Consider the following 19,324-nt stretch of genomic DNA (forward strand, 5'->3'; position numbering starts at 1 on the left):
CCGCCGCGATCTGGCACAACTTCCAGACCGGCCAGGCGGTCAGCCGCTCACTGACCGCCTACGACCACTGACCGTATTCGGAAAGACTCGTCTAGGGGTACGGCGAACCGCGCCGACGGCCACCCACGACCCGCCCCCGACGCACAACCTGACCAGGCGGGCGCATACGCGCTGACCAGGCGGGCGCATACGCGGATGTCACCCCGTGCACGTACTGTCGAGTCATGGAAGGCACCGCACCCCACCAGCACGAGAACCACATCCCGCCCCCCGGTTACGACCCGGCGTCGGTCGACCGCTGGGCCCCCGAGCCCGACAAACGCCCCGGCCGCACCGCCTTCCAGCGCGACCGGGCCCGCATCCTCCACTCCGCCGCCCTGAGAAGACTCGCCGGCAAGACGCAGGTGGTGACCCCGGGAGGGACCAGCGCGGCCTGGGACCCCAGCCCCCGCACCCGCCTCACCCACTCCCTGGAATGCGCGCAGGTCGGTCGCGAACTCGGCGCGGCCCTCGGCTGCGACCCCGACCTGGTCGAGGCCGCCTGCCTCTCCCACGACCTCGGCCACCCGCCCTTCGGGCACAACGGCGAACAGGCCCTCAACGAATTCGCCGAGGACTGCGGCGGCTTCGAGGGCAACGCCCAGTCCCTGCGGCTCCTCACCCGCATCGAGCCCAAACGCTTCACCCCCGAGGGCTCCGTCGGCCTCAACCTCACCCGCGCCGCCCTCGACGCCGCCACCAAGTACCCCTGGCCGCGCGGCTTCCACCCCACCGACCCGCACTCCCCGAAGTTCGGTGTCTACGAGGACGACCGCCCGGTGTTCGACTGGGTCCGCAAGGACGTCCCCGGCACCCGGACCTGCTTCGAGGCCCAGGTCATGGACTGGTCGGACGACGTGGCGTACTCGGTGCACGACGTGGAGGACGGCCTGCACGCCGGCCACATCGACCCCAACTGCCTGCACGCCGAGCCGGAACGGCACGCGGTGTTCGAGGTCGCCGTCGGCCGGTACGTCGCTGCGGACACCGACCCGGCCGAACTCGCCGCCGCCCTGGACCGGCTCCTCGACGAGGAGTGGTGGCCGCACGGCTACGACGGCACGGCGCAGGCCCAGGCCCGCCTCAAGGACGCCACCAGCCAGCTCATCGGCCGCTTCTGCCTGGCCGCCGAGAGCGCCACCCGCGAGGCGTACGGAGGCGGCCGGCTCACCCGGTACGCGGCCGAGCTGGTCGTACCGCGCGCGACCCGGACGGAGTGCGCGGTGCTGAAGGCGGTCGCCGACCGGTACGTCATGCAGCGCGCCGAACAGGCCAGGCTCCGCGCGGACCAGCGGGTGGTCGTCGCCGAACTGGCGGAGGCGCTCACCGCACGCGCCCCGGACGGACTCGACCCCCAGTTCCGCGCGTTGTTCGACCGCGCGCCCGACGACCGCGCGCGCAAACGGGTGATCGTCGACCAGATCGCGTCCCTGACGGACGCCTCCGCGCGGGCGCTGCACGTGCGGCTGACCGGACACCTGTGAGACTGGCGCGACGCGAGTGACCCGCCAGGGTCCGAAGGTGACCCTGCGTGGCCTGATCGGGGCACTCCCTCTTCCCGCATCACGCTCCGTGCGGGACGCTCGCATATGGCCGCACGTTGAACTCGCACGGGGCGGCACGTTTACGAGGAGGCATCAAGTGGTCGACGCGGATCAGACGTTCGTCATCGTCGGAGGAGGGCTCGCCGGCGCGAAGGCGGCCGAGACGCTGCGGGCGGAGGGCTTCAGCGGCCGGGTGATACTGATTTGCGACGAACGCGACCACCCGTACGAGCGCCCGGCCCTGTCGAAGGGCTACCTGCTCGGCAAGGAGGAGCGCGACAGCGTCTTCGTGCACGAACCGGCGTGGTACGCGCAGAACGACATCGAGCTGCACCTGGGCCAGACGGTCGACGCGGTCGACCGCACGGCGAAGACGGTCCGCTTCGGCGAGGACGGCACGGTCGTCCGGTACGACAAACTGCTGCTGGCCACCGGTTCCGAGCCCCGCCGCCTGGACATCCCCGGCACCGACCTGGCCGGCGTGCACCACCTGCGCCGCCTCGCGCACTCCGAGCGGCTGCGCGGCGTCCTGCAGTCGCTGGGCAGGGACAACGGCCACCTGGTGATCGCCGGCGCGGGCTGGATCGGCCTGGAGGTCGCGGCGGCGGCGCGGGAGTACGGCGCGGAGGTCACCGTCGTCGAGCCGGGGCCGACCCCGCTGCACGGGGTGCTCGGCCCGGAGCTGGGCGGCCTCTTCGCCGAACTGCACCAGGACCACGGCGTCCGGTTCCGCTTCGGCGTCCGGCTGACCGAGATCGTCGGCCAGGACGGCATGGTGCTCGCCGCCCGCACGGACGACGGCGAGGAACACCCGGCGCACCACGTGCTCGCCGCGATCGGCGCCGCCCCCCGGACCGGGCTCGCCGAGGCGGCGGGCCTGGAGATCGCCGACCGGGCGTTCGGCGGCGGTGTCGTCGTCGACGAGCGGCTGCGCACCTGCGACCCCGACATCTACGCCACCGGCGACGTGGCCGCCTTCCCGCACGCCCTCTTCGACACCCGCATCCGCGTCGAGCACTGGGCGAACGCGCTGAACGGCGGCCCCGCGGCGGCGAAGTCGATGCTCGGACAGCCCGTGACGTACGACCGCGTGCCCTACTTCTTCTCCGACCAGTACGACCTGGGGATGGAGTACTCCGGGTGGGCGCCGGCCGGGTCGTACGACCAGGTGGTGATCCGCGGGGACGCCGGAAAGCGGGAGTTCATCGCGTTCTGGCTGGCTGAGGGCCGGGTGCTGGCCGGGATGAACGTGAACGTGTGGGACGTCACAGAGTCGATCCAGCACCTGGTCCGCTCGCAGGCGGTCGTGGACGCCGACGCCCTGGCGGACCCGCACGTCCCGCTGGACGGCGTCGTCCCGTAGCCGCCGGGACTGTCGTTCCGTCCCCGTAGAATCACCTCGTGGCAGGACGGATCAACGACGAGGACGTGAAGGCGGTACGGGACGCGGTCCCGATCGACGCCGTGGTGTCCGAGTACCTCCAGCTGCGGGGCGCGGGCGGCGGCAACCTCAAGGGCCTCTGCCCGTTCCACGACGAGAAGTCGCCGTCCTTCCAGGTCAGCCCCGGCAAGGGCCTCTTCCACTGCTTCGGCTGCCAGGAGGGCGGCGACACCATCACGTTCGTGATGAAGGTCGACCACCTCTCCTTCTCCGAGGCGGTGGAGCGCCTGGCCGGCCAGGCCGGCATCACGCTGCGCTACGAGGAGGGCGGCTACAACCCCGCCCACCAGCGCGGCGAACGCATCCGCCTGGTCGAGGCCCACAAGATCGCCGCCGAGTGGTACGCGGAGCAGCTCGCCACCGGCCCCGAGGCGGAGACCGGCCGGGTCTTCCTTGCCGAGCGCGGCTTCGACCAGTCGGCGGCCGTCCACTTCGGCGTCGGCTACAGCCCCCAGGGCTGGGACCACCTCACCCGCCACCTGCGCGGCAAGGGCTTCACCGACAAGGAGCTGCTGCTCTCCGGGCTCTCCCAGGAGGGCCGCCGCGGCCCCATCGACCGGTTCCGGGGCCGGTTGATGTGGCCGATCCGGGACATCGGCGGTGACGTCGTCGGGTTCGGCGCCCGCAAGCTGTACGAAGCGGACAACGGCCCGAAGTACCTCAACACGCCCGAAACGGCGATCTACAAGAAGTCCCAGGTCCTCTACGGCATCGACCTGGCGAAGAAGGAGATCGCCAAGACCAGCCGCGCGGTGGTGGTCGAGGGCTACACGGACGTGATGGCCTGCCATCTCGCGGGCGTGACCACCGCCATCGCCACCTGCGGCACGGCCTTCGGCGGCGACCACATCAAGATTCTGCGCCGCCTCCTGATGGACAACGGCTCGGCCCGCGTGATCTTCACCTTCGACGGCGACGCGGCCGGCCAGAAGGCGGCGCTGCGGGCCTTCGAGGACGACCAGAAGTTCGCCGCCGAGACCTACATCGCGATCGCCCCCGACGACATGGACCCCTGCGACCTGCGGCTCGCCAAAGGCGACGAAGCGGTCTCGGACCTGGTAGAACCCCGCACCCCGCTCTTCGAGTTCGCGCTGCGCCAGATCGTCGCCCGCTACGACCTCGACACCCCGGCCGGCCGCGCGGCGGCCCTCGACGAGGCCGCCCCCGTCGTCGCCCGCATCAAGAACAGCGGCGCCCAGCACGAGGTCGCCGTCCAGCTCGCCGGCCTGCTCGGCATCCTGGACACGCAGTTCGTGGTCAAGCGCGTGGCCCAGATGGCCCGCTGGGCACGCGACCGCGGCGGCAAGGGCCCGGCCCCGGCGCCACGTTCCGCGCAGCCGTACGACGCCGCCCCCGCGCCCCGGACGTCGGGCCCGGCCCTGACACTGCGCAACCCGGTGTACGCCACCGAGCGTGAACTGCTCAAACTCGCCCTTCAGCGCGCCGAGCTGGTCTCCCCGGCCTTCGACGCCTACGGGATGGACGAGTTCACCGCCGTGCCCTACGCCGCCGTACGCCAGGCGATCATGGACGCGGGTGGCGCGGAGTACGGCCTCCAGGACCCGCAGGAGTACCTGGTCCGCGTCCGCGAGGCGGCCCCCGACGACACGGTCCGCGCGATGGTGACGGAGCTGGCGGTCGAGCCGATCATGCGGCGCACCGTGGACGAGATGTACGCCGGGACCGTGCTGGTCCAGGTCCGCCGCCGCGCGGTGGAGCGCCGCATCCAGGAGATCCAGATCACCGTCAGGCGCCTGGAAGCAGGCGGTGATCCGGCCCAGCTGGCCGCGATGAAGAACGAGCTGTGGGTGCTTCAGCAGTACGACCAGGCACTCAAGGCCCACGGAGCCGCGGCTCTCTGAGGCCCGCCCCCGGCAGGGTGACCACGCGGTCACGGGCCGAACGCAAAAAGTCACCGCACGCCCCTCGTGGCGGCGATGTGTCTTACCCCACACTGGGTTCCGGTGCCTGAGTCCTCGGAGCGCGGCCGATCCGTCCCTCACGGGTCCCTCACCCCGCGGTTCCGCTCAACGCGTACGGGACGGACAGCGGCGAGGCCGCCGACTCCGTCCCCCGAGCAGCGCTGCCGTACGCCTCAGCAGCGATCACCCTGGAGGTCGCCCCCGTGCAGACCCAGACCCTCGTCCAGACCGACATGACCACCGCCGCCGGCGACGGCGGCACCGCGCCGGACGCGGAGAACGGCGTGCTGGTGGCCGTACCGCCGCAGAACCGGTCGGCGCTTCACCCGGAGAACGAGCCACCCGGGGTCACCGAACCCCCCGCGGAGGCCGTCGAGGGCAGGGACGCCGCCGAAGCGGCCGAGCCGGCCGAGCCGGCGGAGCCGGTGGTGCCCGTTCCCGGCCGGGCCGACACCGGCGGTCCCTCCTCGGACCTGTTCCGCCAGTACCTGCGGGAGATCGGCCGCATCCCGCTGCTCAGCGCCGCCGAGGAGGTCGAACTCGCCCGCCGGGTCGAGGCCGGTCTGTTCGCCGAGGAGAAGCTGGGCAACACCCCCGACCTCGACTCCGCGCTGGCCCTGGACCTGGACCGCCTGGTCGTCATGGGCCGGATGGCCAAACGCCGGCTCATCGAGGCGAACCTGCGGCTCGTCGTCTCGGTCGCCAAACGGTACGTCGGCCGCGGCCTGACCATGCTGGACCTGGTCCAGGAGGGCAACCTCGGACTCATCCGGGCGGTGGAGAAGTTCGACTACGCCCGTGGGTACAAGTTCTCGACGTACGCCACCTGGTGGATCCGCCAGGCCATGTCCCGCGCCCTCGCCGACCAGGCCCGCACGATCCGGGTCCCCGTCCACGTGGTCGAGTTGATCAACCGCGTGGTCCGCGTGCAGCGCCGGATGCTTCAGGAACGCGGCTACGAACCCACCCCCGAGGAGGTCGCCGCCCACCTGGACCTGCCGCCCGAGAGGGTCGGCGAGGTGCTGCGCCTGGCCCAGGAACCGGTCTCCCTGCACGCGCCCGTCGGCGAGGAGGACGACGTGGCGCTCGGCGACCTGATCGAGGACGGCGACGCGGCCAGCCCCGTCGAGTCGGCCGCGTTCCTGCTGCTCAAGGAGCACCTGGAGGCGGTCCTGTCGACCCTGGGCGAGCGCGAGCGCAAGGTCGTCCAGCTCCGCTACGGCCTGGCCGACGGCCGGCCGCGCACCCTGGAGGAGATCGGCCGCATCTTCGGCGTCACCCGCGAACGCATACGCCAGATCGAGTCGAAGACCCTGAACAAGCTGCGCGACCACGCCTTCGCTGACCAGCTGAGGGGCTACCTGGACTGAAGGGCCTGGCGGCCCGGGGTGCCGCGCCCGCTGCGGCACCCCCGGCACCGGCTCAGTCGATCTCTGCCACCGCCTGCGCGAACTGCGCCTTGTACAGGCGCGCGTAGGCCCCGTCCGCGGCGAGCAGCTCCGTGTGCGAGCCCTGCTCGACGATCGCGCCGTTCTCCATCACGAGGATCGTGTCCGCGTCCCGGATCGTCGACAGCCGGTGCGCGATCACGAACGACGTCCGCCCGTGCGCCAGTTTCGCCATCGCCTTCTGGATCAGCACCTCCGTGCGGGTGTCCACCGAGGACGTCGCCTCGTCCAGCACCAGGATCACCGGATCGGACAGAAACGCCCGCGCGATGGTGATGAGCTGCCTCTCGCCCGCACTGACCCCCGCCCCGTCGTCGTCGATCACGGTGTCGTACCCGTCGGGCAGCGTACGGATGAAGCGGTCGGCGTGTGCCGCCCGCGCCGCCTCCTCGATCTCGCCCCGGGTGACCTTCCGGGCGGCCCCGTAGGCGATGTTCTCGGCGATCGTCCCGCCGAACAGCCAGGTGTCCTGCAGCACCATCCCGATCCCGGACCGCAGTTCGTCGCGGGACATCTTCGCGATGTCCACCCCGTCGAGCGTGATCCGCCCGCCGGACACCTCGTAGAAGCGCATCAGCAGATTGACCAGCGTGGTCTTGCCCGCACCGGTGGGGCCGACGATCGCGACCGTCTGCCCGGGCTCCACCGTCAGCGACAGATCCTCGATCAGCGGTCTGTGAGGGTCGTAGCGGAAGGACACCCCCTCCAGCGCCACCCGGCCGCGCAGTTCCTCCGGCCGCAGCCCTGGCACCGGGTCGGCCGACTGCTCGGGCGCGTCGAGCAGTTCGAAGATCCGCTCGGCCGAGGCCACCCCGGACTGCACCAGGTTCGCCATGGACGCGATCTGCGTCAGCGGCATCGAGAACTGCCGCGAGTACTGGATGAAGGCCTGCACGTCACCGATCGACAGCGAGCCGGAGGCGACCCTCAGACCGCCGACCACAGCGACCAGCACATAGTTGATGTTCGACACGAACAGCATCAGCGGCTGCATCACGCCGCTGTTGAACTGCGCCCGGAAACCGGCCTCGTACAGCGCCGCGTTCTGCTCGGCGAACTGCCGCGCCGACTCCTCCTGCCGCCCGAACACCTTCACCAGCGTATGCCCGGTGTACATCTCCTCCACGTGCGCGTTGAGCCCGCCCGTCGAACGCCACTGCTGCACGAAGTGCGGTTGCGACCGCTTGCCCACGTACGTCGCCACGGACAGCGACAGCGGTACCGTCACCAGCGCGACCAGCGCGAGGATCCAGGACACCCAGAACATCACCGCCAGCACGCCGATGATGGTCAGCAGGGAGTTGATCAGCTGGCCCATCGACTGCTGGAGGGTCTGGCCGATGTTGTCGATGTCGTTGGTCGCCCGGCTCAGCACCTCACCGCGCTGCCGCTGGTCGAAGTACGACAGCGGCAGCCGGGACAGCTTCGTCTGCACGTCCTCGCGCATCCGGTACATCGTCCGGTTGACGGCCCGGTTCACCAGCCGCGTCGCCACCGCCATCAGCAGGCCGGCGACCAGGAACACCGCCAGCGCCAGCAGCAGTACGTTCCCCACCGCGCCGAAGTCGATACCCTCGCCCGGCGTGAAGTCGGTGCTGCGGAGCATGTCGGCCACGGCACCGTCGCCCCGCTCCCGCATGGCGTCGAGAGCCTGCTCCTTGCTCGTCCCGGCCGGCATCCGGCGGCCGACGATCCCCGCGAACACCAGGTCGGTGGCGTGCCCCAGGATCTTCGGGCCGGCCACCGACAGTCCCACGCTCACCACCACGCACAGCAGCAGCGCGCCGATGGTCGGCCGCTCCTGCCGGAAGCGGCCGAGCAGCCGCCGGCCGGACCCCCGGAAGTCCATCGAGCGATGGTCGGGGCCGGTCCCGGCCATCATCCGCCCCATCGGACCGGCCATCAGGCAGCCTCCGCTTCCGTCAGCTGGGAGAGCACGATCTCCCGGTAGGTCTCGTTGTCCGCCATCAGCTCGTGGTGCCGGCCGGTGCCCACCACCCGGCCCGCGTCGAGCACCACGATCCGGTCGGCGTCCCGGATGGTCGCCACCCGCTGGGCGACGATCACGACGGTCGCCTGCGCGGTCTCACGGGCCAGCGCCGCGCGCAGGGCCGCGTCCGTGGCGTAGTCGAGCGCGGAGAAGGAGTCGTCGAAGAGATAGATCTCCGGCCGCTGCACCAGCGTCCGCGCGATGGCGAGCCGCTGCCGCTGACCGCCGGAGACGTTGGTGCCGCCCTGCGCGACCGGCGCGTCCAGTCCCCCTTCGAGCCCCTCCACGAACGGCTTGGCCTGCGCCACCTCCAGGGCGTGCCACAGTTCCTCGTCGGTCGCGTCCGGGTTGCCGTAGCGGAGGTTGCCGGCGACCGTGCCGGCGAACAGGTACGGCTTCTGCGGTACCAGTCCGACGGTCCTGGCCAGCACCCGCGGGTCGAGCGTCCTTACGTCCACCCCGTCGACCAGCACCTCCCCCTCGGTGGCGTCGAAGAGCCGGGGGACCAGTCCCAGCAGCGTCGACTTGCCGCTGCCGGTCGAGCCGATCACGGCGGTGGTCTCACCGGGCCGCGCGGCCAGGTCGACGCCCTTGAGCACCGCCTCCTCGGCACCCGGGTAGCGCAGGCCGGCCCCGCGGATCTCCAGATGTCCGTGCCGGAGCAGCTCCCGCACCGGCGTCCGCGGCGGCTCGACGCTGGATGCGGTCTCCAGCACCTCCTGGATGCGCTCGGCACACACCTCCGCGCGCGGCACCATCATGAACATGAAGGTGGCCATCATCACGGACATCACGATCTGGAGCAGATAGGCGAGATACGCCGTCAGATCGCCGATCTGCATCCCGCCGCTGTCGATGCGGTGCGCGCCGAACCACACCACCGCGATCGACGACAGGTTCACCACCGTCATGACGATCGGGAACATCAGCGCGAGCAGCTTGCCGGTGCCGAGCGACACCTCCGTCAGGTCGGCGTTCGCCTTCTGGAAGCGCTGCTGCTCGAACTCGTCCCGGACGAAGGCGCGAATCACCCGGTTGCCGGTGATCTGCTCGCGCAGCACGCGGTTCACCGTGTCCAGCCGCACCTGCATCGAGCGGTACAGCGGCCGCAGCCGCCGGACGATCACGATCACACTGAGGCCCAGCACGGGCACCACGCCGGCCAGCACCCCGGACAGCGGCACGTCCAGGCCGAGGGCCAGCACGATGCCGCCCACGCACATGATCGGCGCCGAGACCATCAGGGTGAACGTCATCAGGCACAGCATCTGCACCTGCTGGACGTCGTTGGTGGTCCGCGTGATCAGCGAGGGTGCGCCGAAGTGGCCCACCTCACGCGCGGAGAACGACTGCACCCGGTCGAAGACCGCGGCCCGCACGTCCCGGCCGAGCGCCGCGGCGGTGCGGGCGCCGTAGTAGACGGCACCGATGTTGCACACCACCTGCGCCAGCGAGACGCCGATCATCACAGCGCCGTAGGACAGGATGCGACCGGAGTCGCCGAGGACGACACCGTTGTCGATGATGTGGGCGTTCAGGGTGGGCAGGTAGAGCGTCGCGCAGGTCTGCAGGAACTGAAGCACCACCAGTACGGCGATGGGTCTCTTGTAGGGCCTGAGGTAGGTCCGCAGCAGTCGTATGAGCACACTGATCTCTCGGAGTCGGCGGCAGGGGCCGGATGGTTGCCCCTGGCCCCTATCGTCGAACGCTCCACCCGCGTTACCTCAACCCGTGCGGCCCGACGGGCGCCGCCCGGCCCTAGCCCCGGAACGCACCCGGGTGGGTCTGCTCGCGCACCGACACGTACTGCTGACGCACGGCCTGCCCCACCGCCAGCTCCTCACCGGGCTCCAGCACCTGCGCCACCGCCCCCTGCCAGGCCGGCGGCGTCCGCGGATCAAGGCTGCCCTGGGAGGCCCCGAGCGCCCAGGCCGCCTGCCGCGCCGCGCCGATCGCCGCGTAGTCCGCGGGCTGCGGCACGACGACCTGCGCCCCGAACAGCGAGGGCGCCGAGGCCTGCACGGCAGGCAGTTCGGCCGCCGCCCCCAGCAGGAAGACCCGCCGCACCTCCACCCCACGCCCGCGCAGCACGTCGAGGGCGTCCGCCAGGCCGCAGAGCATGCCCTCGAAAGCCGCCCGCGCCAGGTGCTCCGCCTTCATCGACTCCCGCCGCAGCCCGGTCAGCGTCCCCGCCGTGTGCGGCAGCGCGGGCGTCCGCTCACCCTCCAGATAGGGCAGCAGCACAAGGCCGTGGGAGCCCGGCGTCGACTTCATCGCCAGGTCGGACAGGCTCTCCAGGTCGGGCAGCCCGAGCAGCTCGGCGGTGCCGCGCAGGGTGCGCACGGCGTTGAGGGTGGTGACCACCGGCAGGTGCATGCCGGTGGCGTCGGCGAGGGAGGTGATCATCCCGGAGCCGTCCTGGAGCGCCTCGGGATGCACCGCCATCACGGACCCGGAGGCGCCCAGGGAGACCACCGCGTCGCCGAAACCGAGGCCCAGCCCGAACGCGGCGGCCATGGTCTCGCCGGTCCCGGCGGAGATCAGCAGCCCCTCCGGCGTCGTACCGGCCGCTTCGGACGGCCCGATCACCTCGGGCAGCATGACCTGGTGACCGAGCGCCAGCTCCACCAGATCGGGCCGGTAGGCGCCGGTGGCGGCGGACCAGTAGCCGGTCCCCGAGGCCCCGCCCCGGTCGGTGGTCCGCCGGACCGGCCGGCCCAGCAGCTGCCACACCAGCCAGTCGTGCGCCTGCATCAGCACCGCGACCCGGGCCGCGTTCTCGGGTTCGTTCCTGGAGAGCCAGCGCAGCTTGGTCACCGGCTGGGCGGCCTGCGGCACGGAGCCCACCGCCTGCGCCCAGGCCTCCCGCCCGCCCAGCGCGTCGACCAGGTCGGCCGCCGAGACCTGCGCCCGCTTGTCACCGCCGACCAGCGCCGGCCGTACGGTGCCACCCTGGGCGTCCAGCGGCACCAGGGCGTTCTGCTGGGCGGACACGCCGATGGCCTGCACGCCTTCCAGCAGGCCACCGCCCGCAGCTTCGCCCAGGGACAGCAGCCAGGCCTGCGGATCGACGTCACTGGGGCGCCCGGCGCCCTCGGCTTCCACCGGGTGCGGCGCGTAGCCCTGCCGCAGCACGGCGCCCGTGTCCGCGTCGCAGACGACGATACGAGTGAAATCGGGCGAACTGTCCAGCCCGGCTACTATCCCCATGCCTCAAATTCTGCCGTAGCGCCGCGCCGGCTTGGACCGGGGAGACCGTAGGGGTGTGTGAAGTGTTCGGGGTGCGGGTGGTCCGCGGCTGGTCGCGCGGGCCCCCGCGCCCCTGTGGGGGCGTCTTCGCCGCCCCCTTCTATGTGTTGCTGGTGCCCCAGTCGTCCTCCGCCGTGCCGTTGATGTTGCGCTCGCGCAGCGAGCGCACGCGGTGGGCGACCGAGTCGGGCATATGGTCGCCGACCTTCTCGCTCACCGTGTGGTACGCCTTGCCGGCGAACTGGCGGCCCTGCATGGCGGCCGTCTCGGCGGTGTTCCGGACGGCGGGGTTCTGCGCGAACTGACGCGCGGTCTTCTTCAGCTGTTCGTAGCGTTCGCGCCCGGCTCGTGTGCCCAGCACGTAACCCACAGCGAGTCCGACGACGAACGTGAGCCGGTAACGCATGGCGGCCACCCTTCCCTTGCGTAGGTCCTCTGGCGCGGCCTGGAGCCGGGAGTACCGATTGGCGAAGCACCCCCCTGCTTGCGCTAATGTATGTGTCGCAGCGAGCGCGCGCCCTCTGGCGGATACCCAGGTGGGTGCGTTCGATGCAACGAGGCATTCCTCCGTAGCTCAATTGGCAGAGCAGCCGGCTGTTAACCGGCAGGTTACTGGTTCGAGTCCAGTCGGGGGAGCTCGGTCCTCCGTAGCTCAATTGGCAGAGCAGCCGGCTGTTAACCGGCAGGTTACTGGTTCGAGTCCAGTCGGGGGAGCAGCCTGAAGAGGACCCCGCCGGGGTCCTTTTTCATGTCCGGTGGAACCGCCCGGGCCAGGGCGGAGTCCTCAAGGTCATGTGAAGCCGACCATCCGGAGCAGGAGATCGTATGAGCGGCTATGCTGCGGCAGACGGCGCGTACAAATGTGCGCGACACGCCGCTATGGGGCGGTAGCTCAGCCGGTTAGAGCAGCGGACTCATAATCCGTCGGCCGTGGGTTCGAGTCCCACCCGCCCCACCGCAGAGCGGTGCCGCAGGATCGTTTCTACCTGCGAAAACGTGAGAACGGGGGTTACCACTCCAAGGTGGTGGCCCCCGTTCATCCGTTCAGACCAAGATCCAGGGACCCGACAGGGACCCGGAGGGCGCCGCCCGGGTCTCTCAGGTGACTAGGCGGCCTCATCAGACGGATCTTGGCCCTGCTCCCCGGCATCGAGCAGGTCGCGGGCCAGGCTATCGAGCCCCATCTCGGCCTCGCCGTCGATGACAAAGCGGGCCAGGCGTCGACGCTTCCCGAGCTCTGGCGGATGTGCGGTGATCTTGTCCGCCGACAGGATCCTGATACCGGTCTCCTTGCAGTGGCCGCGTACCCACTGGATCACGGCCAGGGCCGCGCTCTCCTGGCTGGCAGCGGCCGTCTTGATCCGGCCGAGCGAGCGGCCGTCGTGCCGCGCCTTCACGCTGACAGTCCAGACACCCTCACGGCTCCGGGTGGCGTCGGCAGAGACAACGGCCGTTCCGTCACTGAAGAGCTTCAAGGGAAGGGCGAGCGGCCGGAGCACGTCATAGGAGACACCGCGCGGAATCACGGACGTCATGGACTCGGCCTCGCGTCGGGCAAGCTCGGGCAGGACGCTGGTGTAGGTGTCCGAGGTGATCTGGCGCGAGCTGTGCCCAAGCCGCTCCTGGACCACCTTGATGTCGTTGCCCTGGAGCAACGACAGGCTGGCCGAGATATGCCGGAGATCATGAAGCCGGACCGGGGGGAGACCAGACAGCTCCACCAGGCGCTTGAAGCGTCGGCTCACCCAGTCGGGGTGGAGCGGCTCGCCGTTCTCGTGCGTGAAGAACCGGTCCGACTCGACCCAGGCTTCTGCGGACGACCACTCCTCGCGCGCCTTCCCTCGCCGGGTTCGTCCCTGCCTCAGGACCTCGGCCGACTCCTCGCTCAGGTTCAGGGTGCGGACACTGTCGGCCTTGGGAGCTTCGCCGTACAGCCGGTAGGCCACCTCCACGATCTGAGCCGAGATGCGTAGCCAGAGATCAGCGAGGTTGACCTCGCGCAGCGGCAGGGCGCACATCTCGCCCCGGCGGGGGCCCAAGAAGATAAAGGAGTGCCACAGGTCGTACAGCCAGTCGTCCCGGACGAAGTCCAGGAAGGCGCCGGTCTGCTCGGGCGTCCAGACCATGACTGGGCCCGGCTTCTCGCCGGTTCGCTTCCAGTGCTCGACCCGTTCAGGTGTCCACACGAGGGGTTTGGGCCGGGTGACGGCCGGCAGCTCGACCAGCCGAGCCCAGTTCTTGCTGAACGCGTCCTCGCGCTTCACCCCCCAGGTGATGGCGGAGCTGAGGGTGTCATTGATGCGGTGCATGGTCGCTGCGGACGTGACCTTCCGCAGGCCCTTGCGACCCTCGCGCAGGGCGGCGTTGGCATCGAGGTAGGCGCGCCGGGTACGGCGGCGCTCTTCCTTCTTGCCTGCGGCGCGAACCCAGGCTTGGTGCGCAGCGTCGCGGGCCCTGGTCAGCTCCTCGACACGCAGATGGTGGAGTATTCGCTCGGCGTTCTCGCGCTCGATGGCGTTGTACATGGCGTCGAGGTGGCGGACCCGGAGGTCTCGGCGCTTGATGTGCCCCAGGTGAGGCACCAGGTAGTTGTCGATGTGTTCCTGGTAGCCGTGTCGAGTGGTGCGGGCGAGCTTCTTCTTCGACTCGATCCAGCGCCGCAGATACTCGGCCATGGCCTCGGTGGACAGCACATCGGTACCGCCTGCCAACTCCTTGTAGAACTTCTCGGCCGCCTCCTCGGCCTTCTCCTTGGTGGGGAAGCCGCCGCGCTTGGGGCGGCGGCGCTTGCCGTTCTCGCCGCGCTCCAGCTCCAGGGCGAAGTACCACGTTCCGTGGCCCTTCCTTCCGAGCTTCGGGCACGTCAGCCCTATGTCACCGATCTTCGGTGTCCCATCGTCGTTCAGTATGGGGTTGCCGTTCGTGTCGGTGAGCGGCCCCTTGCACTGGCATCGCCGGTAGAAGTTCGGCGAGTACATCCGACCCCCTGCTGTCGGCTGGCCCTCGGCCAGCCACGGTTGTGCGTACGAGTCCGTACGTGTCTGGCGTGATCTCTCTCGATCTTGCTGGGGGTGTCGGACAGCGTTGTAAAGTTGCCAGCAAGTTGGCGCGGGGGAGATTGCGACCAACGAGATGGCTGCTCAGGAAGCGGGCGGACAGGCTTCGGCCGGAGCGATGGGTCTGGAGGAGCTGCTGGCCCTTCCGGCCACGGTCAACGTGACAACTGCCGGGCGAGCTCTGGGAATCGGCCGAGATAAGGCGTACGAGCTGGTCCGCAAGGGGAAGTTCCCTGTTCGGACGCTCCCGCTGGGCGGCACAGTCCGAGTGCCGACGGCGGAGCTGTGGAAGATCCTCGGCGTCGAGCGGCGTGGCGGCAGGGGTGAGAACGTGAACGATGGCAGTGATGTGTGACCTTGAGGTGATTGTTTGCTTTCCAACAATGTGACCTATCTTCTGTAAAGTCATAAGCGTCAAGGGGGTCGGTAGGAGGGGCGAGGAGATGCCAAGGCTGTACGGCTTCGAGGACATGGCGTACCGGCGAGTGCGCGAGAGCGAGGCGGAGGGGATTCGTGCCGCCGCCTCTCGGCGGCTGCTCAAGCAGTCCTATCCCGCCATCTGCGAGGGGATGAACGCCGAGGGGTACCGCACGACGCGAGGCGGCCTGTTCAAGCCGGATGTCCTGGCGAACATTCTCGACCACCCGGCCATCGCCGGCTTGGCGGAGAACGAGAACGGCGAGCTGGTCGAGACCGGCGGTCCGGCGATCATCCCCCGCGAGGACTTCGAGGCCATCCGTGCGTTGCGCCCTTCCAACAACCCGGACAACCAGCGGACTGAGCAGCGGGAGTACCTGATCTCGGGTTCGCTGGGCGTCTGCGGCCTGTGCGCCACCACGCTCGGGGCGTCGCCGTCGAACGCCGGAGCACGCGGGCACCGTTGCCCTCCGAGCACCGCGCAGCATCCCGGCGGGTGCGGCAAGGTCCGCATCAATGCTGACCTGCTGGAGACGTACGTCGCTGAGCACGTGCTGGCGGAGTTGGCCAAGCCGGAGGTCAGCGCACTGATCGGTGAGGCTCGCGACGAATTGCTGGCCCAGGCTGCCGTCCTGCGTAAGGAGGCGGCCGCCGCACGCAGACGGCAGAAGAAGCTGGGGGAGGACTACGCGCGCTCGCCGGACATCTCGCTCAAGGCCTTCCGGACGGCCGATAAGGAGCTCAAGCAGTTGATCCGCGACAGCGAGACGAAGGCGCGCTTCCTGGAGCAGGTCAAGCACGTCCCTGTCGGCGATGTCCCGGACCTCGTGCGGTGGTGGAAGCATGCGCCGTTGAAGGCGAAGAAGGGCGTCCTGGTCCTCATGCTGGAGAAGGTGGCCGTGTACCCGGCGGCGTCCAGGGGCTCTCGCACCGTGGACGCCGACCGGGTGGCACTGCACTGGCGTCAATGGGGTGTGGCGGCTGAGGAGAAATCCGCTTAGACCGTGCTGCCAGCGCCTTTGGGGGTGATGTTGTAGCCGATGGTGGCCAGTGCGAGACCGGTGGCCACGCAGATGATGGAGAGCCCCGCCAAGGCGGGGCTGACGGCGTTTTCGACGGACAGCGGCCAGGCGTGTCCGGTGCGGTCGGCGATGATGTACGCGCCCCGGCTGAGTGCATAGGCGACGCCAAAGATGCCTCCGGCGGCAGCGATGGACAGTCCGGTTGCGGCGGCGCGTCGTTGTTGCCAGGCCGCAACGGCCAGCCCCGTGGAGAAGGCGCCGATCTCCACTCCGGCAACGGCTGTGAAGCCGAGGTAGGTGAGCAGGTACAGCCTCACATCGCTGCTACGCGCGTAGGCCGTGGACAGGTCCATGTGCGCGGTGTCGGCAACATGGAACTCCCAGATCATCGCCACGATGACGCAGCACACGGCGAAGAGGCGTACTGCGACTCCCGCCTGTACGTGGCTTCTTGAGTGCGTCCAGTCCACGATCAGGACTTGGAGGCTTGCCCAGAAGATCACCGCGGCGAGGTCCGAGGCGAGGGATGAGACCTCGTTGAAGTCCATGAGCCGGTCAACGGCTTCGGCGACTGTGGGGATCGCCAGGAGCGAGCCGAAGAAGCAGGCTACGAACGCCGACACCCGGGCCCTGTGGGCGATTTGATAGACCGCTTGATTGCGTCGCTTACGGGTGTGGTGCAGGCGTATCGCCGCGCTGATGGCTGTGACAAGGGCACAGACACCGTAGATGAGGCCGTGCAAGAGGTTCAACGTCCTTCCAGATCATCCGCTGCCCTCTCAGCGGCTTCGTGCAGGCTCAGCAGGCGGCGCGGCCGGCCCTCACGGGGCTGGTCGACGCCGGGGGGAGGCGGGGGGATCGCGGGGACCTCTTCGGACAGTCCCCTGCGAACACGGATCTCCCGGAGCTTCGAACGGATTTCAAGAATGTCCTGCACTTCAAGGCCCTGCATTAAACGCATGACTTCGCGGGCTTCAGGGTGCTCCCGGTACACGGACAGGGCTGCGAGGTCGTCCCACTCCGGCCCTGAGAGCAAGTACGCGGCCGGGGCGTCGAGTGCCTGAGCGAGCGCAGTGATGGTAGACGACCTGGGATTGCTGCTGGTGCCGTTCATCAGGCTGTTGACGGTGCCGTGCGACAGCAGGGGCTTGCGCTGACCCGCCGGGGTCGTCGCATCGGAGACGTCCCGGGCGCTGGGAGTGAACCCGTCAGGATCGCGGCGCAGGCGCAGCAGGACAAGCAACTTCGAGGCCAGGGCCATGGGTTGAGGCCCACCGGTGGTGTCTGCCATATCCGCCTTCTCTGGCTGTGTCGTATGCTCGCCGCAGGCGACTGGCCGGTAACAATCGTCACTACCTCTACGATACCCCGCAGCTCGGAGGGGTTATAGGGTTTGTTGGACAGTTTCCCCGGGGGAGCCGGCGGATGAACGACGGGCGTCGCGCGCTCCGTTACCCGCCTCTCGGTGGGGCCGTCGAGGAAGTCGCATCTGGGCGGGCGAAGGCGGCGCGCTTGCCGTTCACGGGAGGAATCGCATGTCCGAAATCGACGAGCGGCGGATCAATGAACTGGCCCAGCAGCCCTCACCCCTGCTCCGGGGTGGGGTCGGGGCCGCTGCCCGCGCGGAAGCCCGGAAGGTGCTGGAGTGGCAGGCCGGGATGCGCCGCGGGGAACCGGGCGAAGGTGAGGAGGACGGCGCCTGTTGAACTGTCGGGCGATGCCGCGCCCTACTCCTCAGATATAGGTGACATTTTTGATCGTCTGATGTACGTTCTGACGTGCCGAGCGGGTACAGCAGCCGCAGGAGCCCCGCACGGCACGCGTCGCGTGAGCGGCGTCCTTCCCTACTCCTCGCCGGGTGGCCGACCCCCCCGCGCCCCGCCCGGCGAGGAGTCGGCCGTCCGGTGTGGCCGTCGGGGTGCATGACGGGAGCCAGCCCGCCGTGACCGCTTGGTCGCGGCGGGCTCTCTCATGTCCCCACCCAGGAAAGGGGATTGGGGAATGCGGCGAATTTCTCTTCCTGAATTCCCTTGAATTAAAAGAGTTCTGAACTTGCTTTGGCGGTATTCGCCATTAAGATATAAGTGTAGGAACAAAGGGAAACACCTCAATCGGAATTCACGAAAGGCGCGGGAAAATGACCGACAACAACAAGGTCGAGTTCATCAACATCAAGGTCAGCGAGATCGCCCCCAACCCGGAGCAGCCGAGGAAGTTCTTCTCGGAGGAGGCGCAGGAGGAGCTGACCAACAGCATCAAGGAGAACGGCCTCCTTCAGCCGGTCGTCGTCCGGCCGGTCGAGGGCGCCAAGGTCCCCTACATGCTCATTGCGGGCGAGCGGCGCTGGCGGTCTTGCCAGGCGGCCGGCCTGGAGGTCATCCCGGTGAAGGTCGTTGAAGGTGCCACCGAGGAAGAGGCGTACGTCCTCAGCATCGCTGAGAACGTCAACCGCGCGGACATGACGATCATGGAGGAAGCCGGTGCGTACGCCGACCTCAAGGCTGCCGGATGGACCCCGGTGAAGATCGCCAAGCAGTTCGGCAAGACCGAGACCCACATCACCTGGCGGCTGGGCCTGCTCACCCTGCGCCCCGAGGTGGCCGAGATGGTCGACCAGGGGCAGATCAAGAACAACCTCGCCTGGCACATCGCCCAGCTCAACCCGGCGAACCAGATGGTGGCCGCCATGCGGTACGTGCGCGGCGACTTCGACAGCGAGGCCGAGGCGCAGCACTTCGCGAACGGCCTCAAGATGATGGAGCAGCAGACCTCCCTCACCAACGAGAAGGCGCCGACGGCCGAGGAGCAGGAGAAGCAGAAGAAGGCCAAGGCCAAGGCGAAGGACGGGCTCGGCAAGGCCGAGGAGGTTCTGATCCCGCTGCTGGAGGAGTTGGCCGAGAAGAAGCCGGAGGACCTGGCCGTCATCCTCGGTGACGACCTCGCCCGCCACCTGCGCGTCGTCGGCCGCCTGTACGCCAAGGTGCAGATGGTGCGGAACCTGCTGAGCAAGGCGCAGGGCATCCAGCGAGCCATGGCCGAAGACTTCAACAAGGCGGCCGTTGAGGTTCAGCAGGAGGCGGCTGCGAAGAAGGCCGAGAAGCCTGAGCCCGGATCCACCGGCTGATGTTTCCGGGGTCCGATTTCTCGCCGAGGGCTGATGGTGGTGTGGGGCACGGGTTCGAGGGCGTGCAGCGTC

General features: G+C 69.4%; 14 protein-coding genes, 3 tRNA genes and 1 pseudogene. 11 read left to right on the forward strand and 7 right to left on the reverse strand.

Translation table 11 applies throughout. The features are described 5' to 3' along the window. Positions 1-224: 224 nt before the first annotated feature. The 4 genes and pseudogenes from ACGF8A_RS33925 (at position 225) to ACGF8A_RS33940 (ending at position 6,316) form a co-directional block, all read left to right on the forward strand. Complete coding sequence (locus tag ACGF8A_RS33925) at positions 225-1,523, forward strand: deoxyguanosinetriphosphate triphosphohydrolase (RefSeq protein ID WP_393114571.1); 1,299 nt, start codon at positions 225-227, stop codon at positions 1,521-1,523. 157 nt (positions 1,524-1,680) lie between these two features. Beyond that, positions 1,681-2,946 (forward strand): NAD(P)/FAD-dependent oxidoreductase, encoded by a 1,266-nt coding sequence (locus ACGF8A_RS33930; protein WP_393114574.1) that lies wholly within the window; start codon positions 1,681-1,683, stop codon positions 2,944-2,946. A 38-nt stretch (positions 2,947-2,984) separates the two neighbouring features. Beyond that, positions 2,985-4,886, forward strand: coding sequence for a DNA primase (gene dnaG / locus ACGF8A_RS33935; RefSeq protein ID WP_393114576.1), 1,902 nt, complete (start codon positions 2,985-2,987; stop codon positions 4,884-4,886). Between the two features lie 102 nt (positions 4,887-4,988). After that, a pseudogene (locus ACGF8A_RS33940) lies at positions 4,989-6,316 on the forward strand (RNA polymerase sigma factor). Between the two features lie 52 nt (positions 6,317-6,368). Here the strand turns inward: ACGF8A_RS33940 and ACGF8A_RS33945 are convergent. The 4 genes from ACGF8A_RS33945 to ACGF8A_RS33960 all read right to left on the reverse strand — a co-directional run bounded on the left by ACGF8A_RS33945 (position 6,369) and on the right by ACGF8A_RS33960 (position 12,039). Further along, positions 6,369-8,297 (reverse strand): ABC transporter ATP-binding protein, encoded by a 1,929-nt coding sequence (locus tag ACGF8A_RS33945; RefSeq protein WP_393114579.1) that lies wholly within the window; start codon positions 8,295-8,297, stop codon positions 6,369-6,371. Then, entirely contained in the window at positions 8,297-10,030 is a 1,734-nt protein-coding gene (locus ACGF8A_RS33950; protein WP_393114581.1) for an ABC transporter ATP-binding protein, read from the reverse strand. Before ACGF8A_RS33950 ends, ACGF8A_RS33945 begins: the two co-directional genes overlap by 1 nt. Before the next feature lie 112 nt (positions 10,031-10,142). After that, on the reverse strand, positions 10,143-11,594 hold the full coding sequence (locus tag ACGF8A_RS33955) for an FGGY family carbohydrate kinase (protein ID WP_393114584.1): 1,452 nt from the start codon (positions 11,592-11,594) through the stop codon (positions 10,143-10,145). A gap of 139 nt (positions 11,595-11,733) precedes the next feature. Further along, the gene (locus ACGF8A_RS33960) at positions 11,734-12,039 is read right to left on the reverse strand and encodes a YtxH domain-containing protein (protein WP_393114586.1); all 306 of its coding nucleotides are present in this window, start codon (positions 12,037-12,039) and stop codon (positions 11,734-11,736) included. 157 nt (positions 12,040-12,196) lie between these two features. On the opposite strand from ACGF8A_RS33960, the gene ACGF8A_RS33965 reads away from it, so the two are divergent. The 3 genes from ACGF8A_RS33965 to ACGF8A_RS33975 all read left to right on the forward strand — a co-directional run bounded on the left by ACGF8A_RS33965 (position 12,197) and on the right by ACGF8A_RS33975 (position 12,588). Next, positions 12,197-12,269, forward strand: a tRNA-Asn gene (locus tag ACGF8A_RS33965). A 5-nt stretch (positions 12,270-12,274) separates the two neighbouring features. Continuing rightward, a tRNA-Asn gene (locus tag ACGF8A_RS33970) sits at positions 12,275-12,347 on the forward strand. Positions 12,348-12,514: 167 nt separating this feature from the next. Next, positions 12,515-12,588: transfer RNA gene (locus ACGF8A_RS33975), tRNA-Ile, on the forward strand. Between the two features lie 151 nt (positions 12,589-12,739). Here ACGF8A_RS33975 and ACGF8A_RS33980 read toward each other — a convergent pair. Beyond that, positions 12,740-14,611, reverse strand: coding sequence for a tyrosine-type recombinase/integrase (locus ACGF8A_RS33980; protein ID WP_393114588.1), 1,872 nt, complete (start codon positions 14,609-14,611; stop codon positions 12,740-12,742). Positions 14,612-14,765: 154 nt separating this feature from the next. Between ACGF8A_RS33980 and ACGF8A_RS33985 the strand changes: the two genes are divergently transcribed. Next, positions 14,766-15,044, forward strand: coding sequence for a DNA-binding protein (locus tag ACGF8A_RS33985; protein WP_393114591.1), 279 nt, complete (start codon positions 14,766-14,768; stop codon positions 15,042-15,044). A gap of 88 nt (positions 15,045-15,132) precedes the next feature. After that, positions 15,133-16,107 carry a recombinase family protein gene (locus ACGF8A_RS33990; protein ID WP_393114593.1) on the forward strand — a complete coding sequence of 325 codons (975 nt, stop codon included), beginning with the start codon at positions 15,133-15,135 and terminating at the stop codon, positions 16,105-16,107. Here the strand turns inward: ACGF8A_RS33990 and ACGF8A_RS33995 are convergent. Next, a complete protein-coding gene (locus ACGF8A_RS33995; RefSeq protein ID WP_393114595.1) occupies positions 16,104-16,871 on the reverse strand; it encodes a hypothetical protein in 768 nt (255 codons plus the stop codon). The two genes, ACGF8A_RS33990 and ACGF8A_RS33995, sit on opposite strands and share 4 nt — an antisense overlap. A gap of 5 nt (positions 16,872-16,876) precedes the next feature. After that, a complete protein-coding gene (locus ACGF8A_RS34000) occupies positions 16,877-17,419 on the reverse strand; it encodes a hypothetical protein (RefSeq protein ID WP_393114597.1) in 543 nt (180 codons plus the stop codon). 244 nt (positions 17,420-17,663) lie between these two features. Between ACGF8A_RS34000 and ACGF8A_RS34005 the strand changes: the two genes are divergently transcribed. Beyond that, positions 17,664-17,834 carry a hypothetical protein gene (locus tag ACGF8A_RS34005; RefSeq protein WP_393114599.1) on the forward strand — a complete coding sequence of 57 codons (171 nt, stop codon included), beginning with the start codon at positions 17,664-17,666 and terminating at the stop codon, positions 17,832-17,834. Positions 17,835-18,265: 431 nt separating this feature from the next. Then, entirely contained in the window at positions 18,266-19,252 is a 987-nt protein-coding gene (locus ACGF8A_RS34010; RefSeq protein WP_393114601.1) for a ParB/RepB/Spo0J family partition protein, read from the forward strand. The last annotated feature ends 72 nt before the right edge of the window (positions 19,253-19,324 follow it).

Origin of the sequence: Streptomyces sp. NPDC047706, from assembly GCF_043204795.1 — a bacterium.
GTDB lineage: Bacteria > Actinomycetota > Actinomycetes > Streptomycetales > Streptomycetaceae > Streptomyces.

Excerpts from the sequence above, each read along its gene's own strand:
- ACGF8A_RS33985 (WP_393114591.1), top strand. The coding sequence starts at position 14,766 with ATGGCTGCTCAGGAAGCGGGCGGACAGGCTTCGGCCGGAGCGATGGGT.
- ACGF8A_RS33945 (WP_393114579.1), bottom strand. The coding sequence starts at position 8,297 with ATGGCCGGTCCGATGGGGCGGATGATGGCCGGGACCGGCCCCGACCAT.
- ACGF8A_RS33925 (WP_393114571.1), top strand. The coding sequence starts at position 225 with ATGGAAGGCACCGCACCCCACCAGCACGAGAACCACATCCCGCCCCCC.
- ACGF8A_RS33955 (WP_393114584.1), bottom strand. The coding sequence starts at position 11,594 with ATGGGGATAGTAGCCGGGCTGGACAGTTCGCCCGATTTCACTCGTATC.
- ACGF8A_RS34010 (WP_393114601.1), top strand. The coding sequence starts at position 18,266 with ATGACCGACAACAACAAGGTCGAGTTCATCAACATCAAGGTCAGCGAG.
- ACGF8A_RS33980 (WP_393114588.1), bottom strand. The coding sequence starts at position 14,611 with ATGTACTCGCCGAACTTCTACCGGCGATGCCAGTGCAAGGGGCCGCTC.
- ACGF8A_RS34000 (WP_393114597.1), bottom strand. The coding sequence starts at position 17,419 with ATGGCAGACACCACCGGTGGGCCTCAACCCATGGCCCTGGCCTCGAAG.
- ACGF8A_RS34005 (WP_393114599.1), top strand. The coding sequence starts at position 17,664 with ATGTCCGAAATCGACGAGCGGCGGATCAATGAACTGGCCCAGCAGCCC.
- ACGF8A_RS33960 (WP_393114586.1), bottom strand. The coding sequence starts at position 12,039 with ATGCGTTACCGGCTCACGTTCGTCGTCGGACTCGCTGTGGGTTACGTG.
- ACGF8A_RS33990 (WP_393114593.1), top strand. The coding sequence starts at position 15,133 with ATGCCAAGGCTGTACGGCTTCGAGGACATGGCGTACCGGCGAGTGCGC.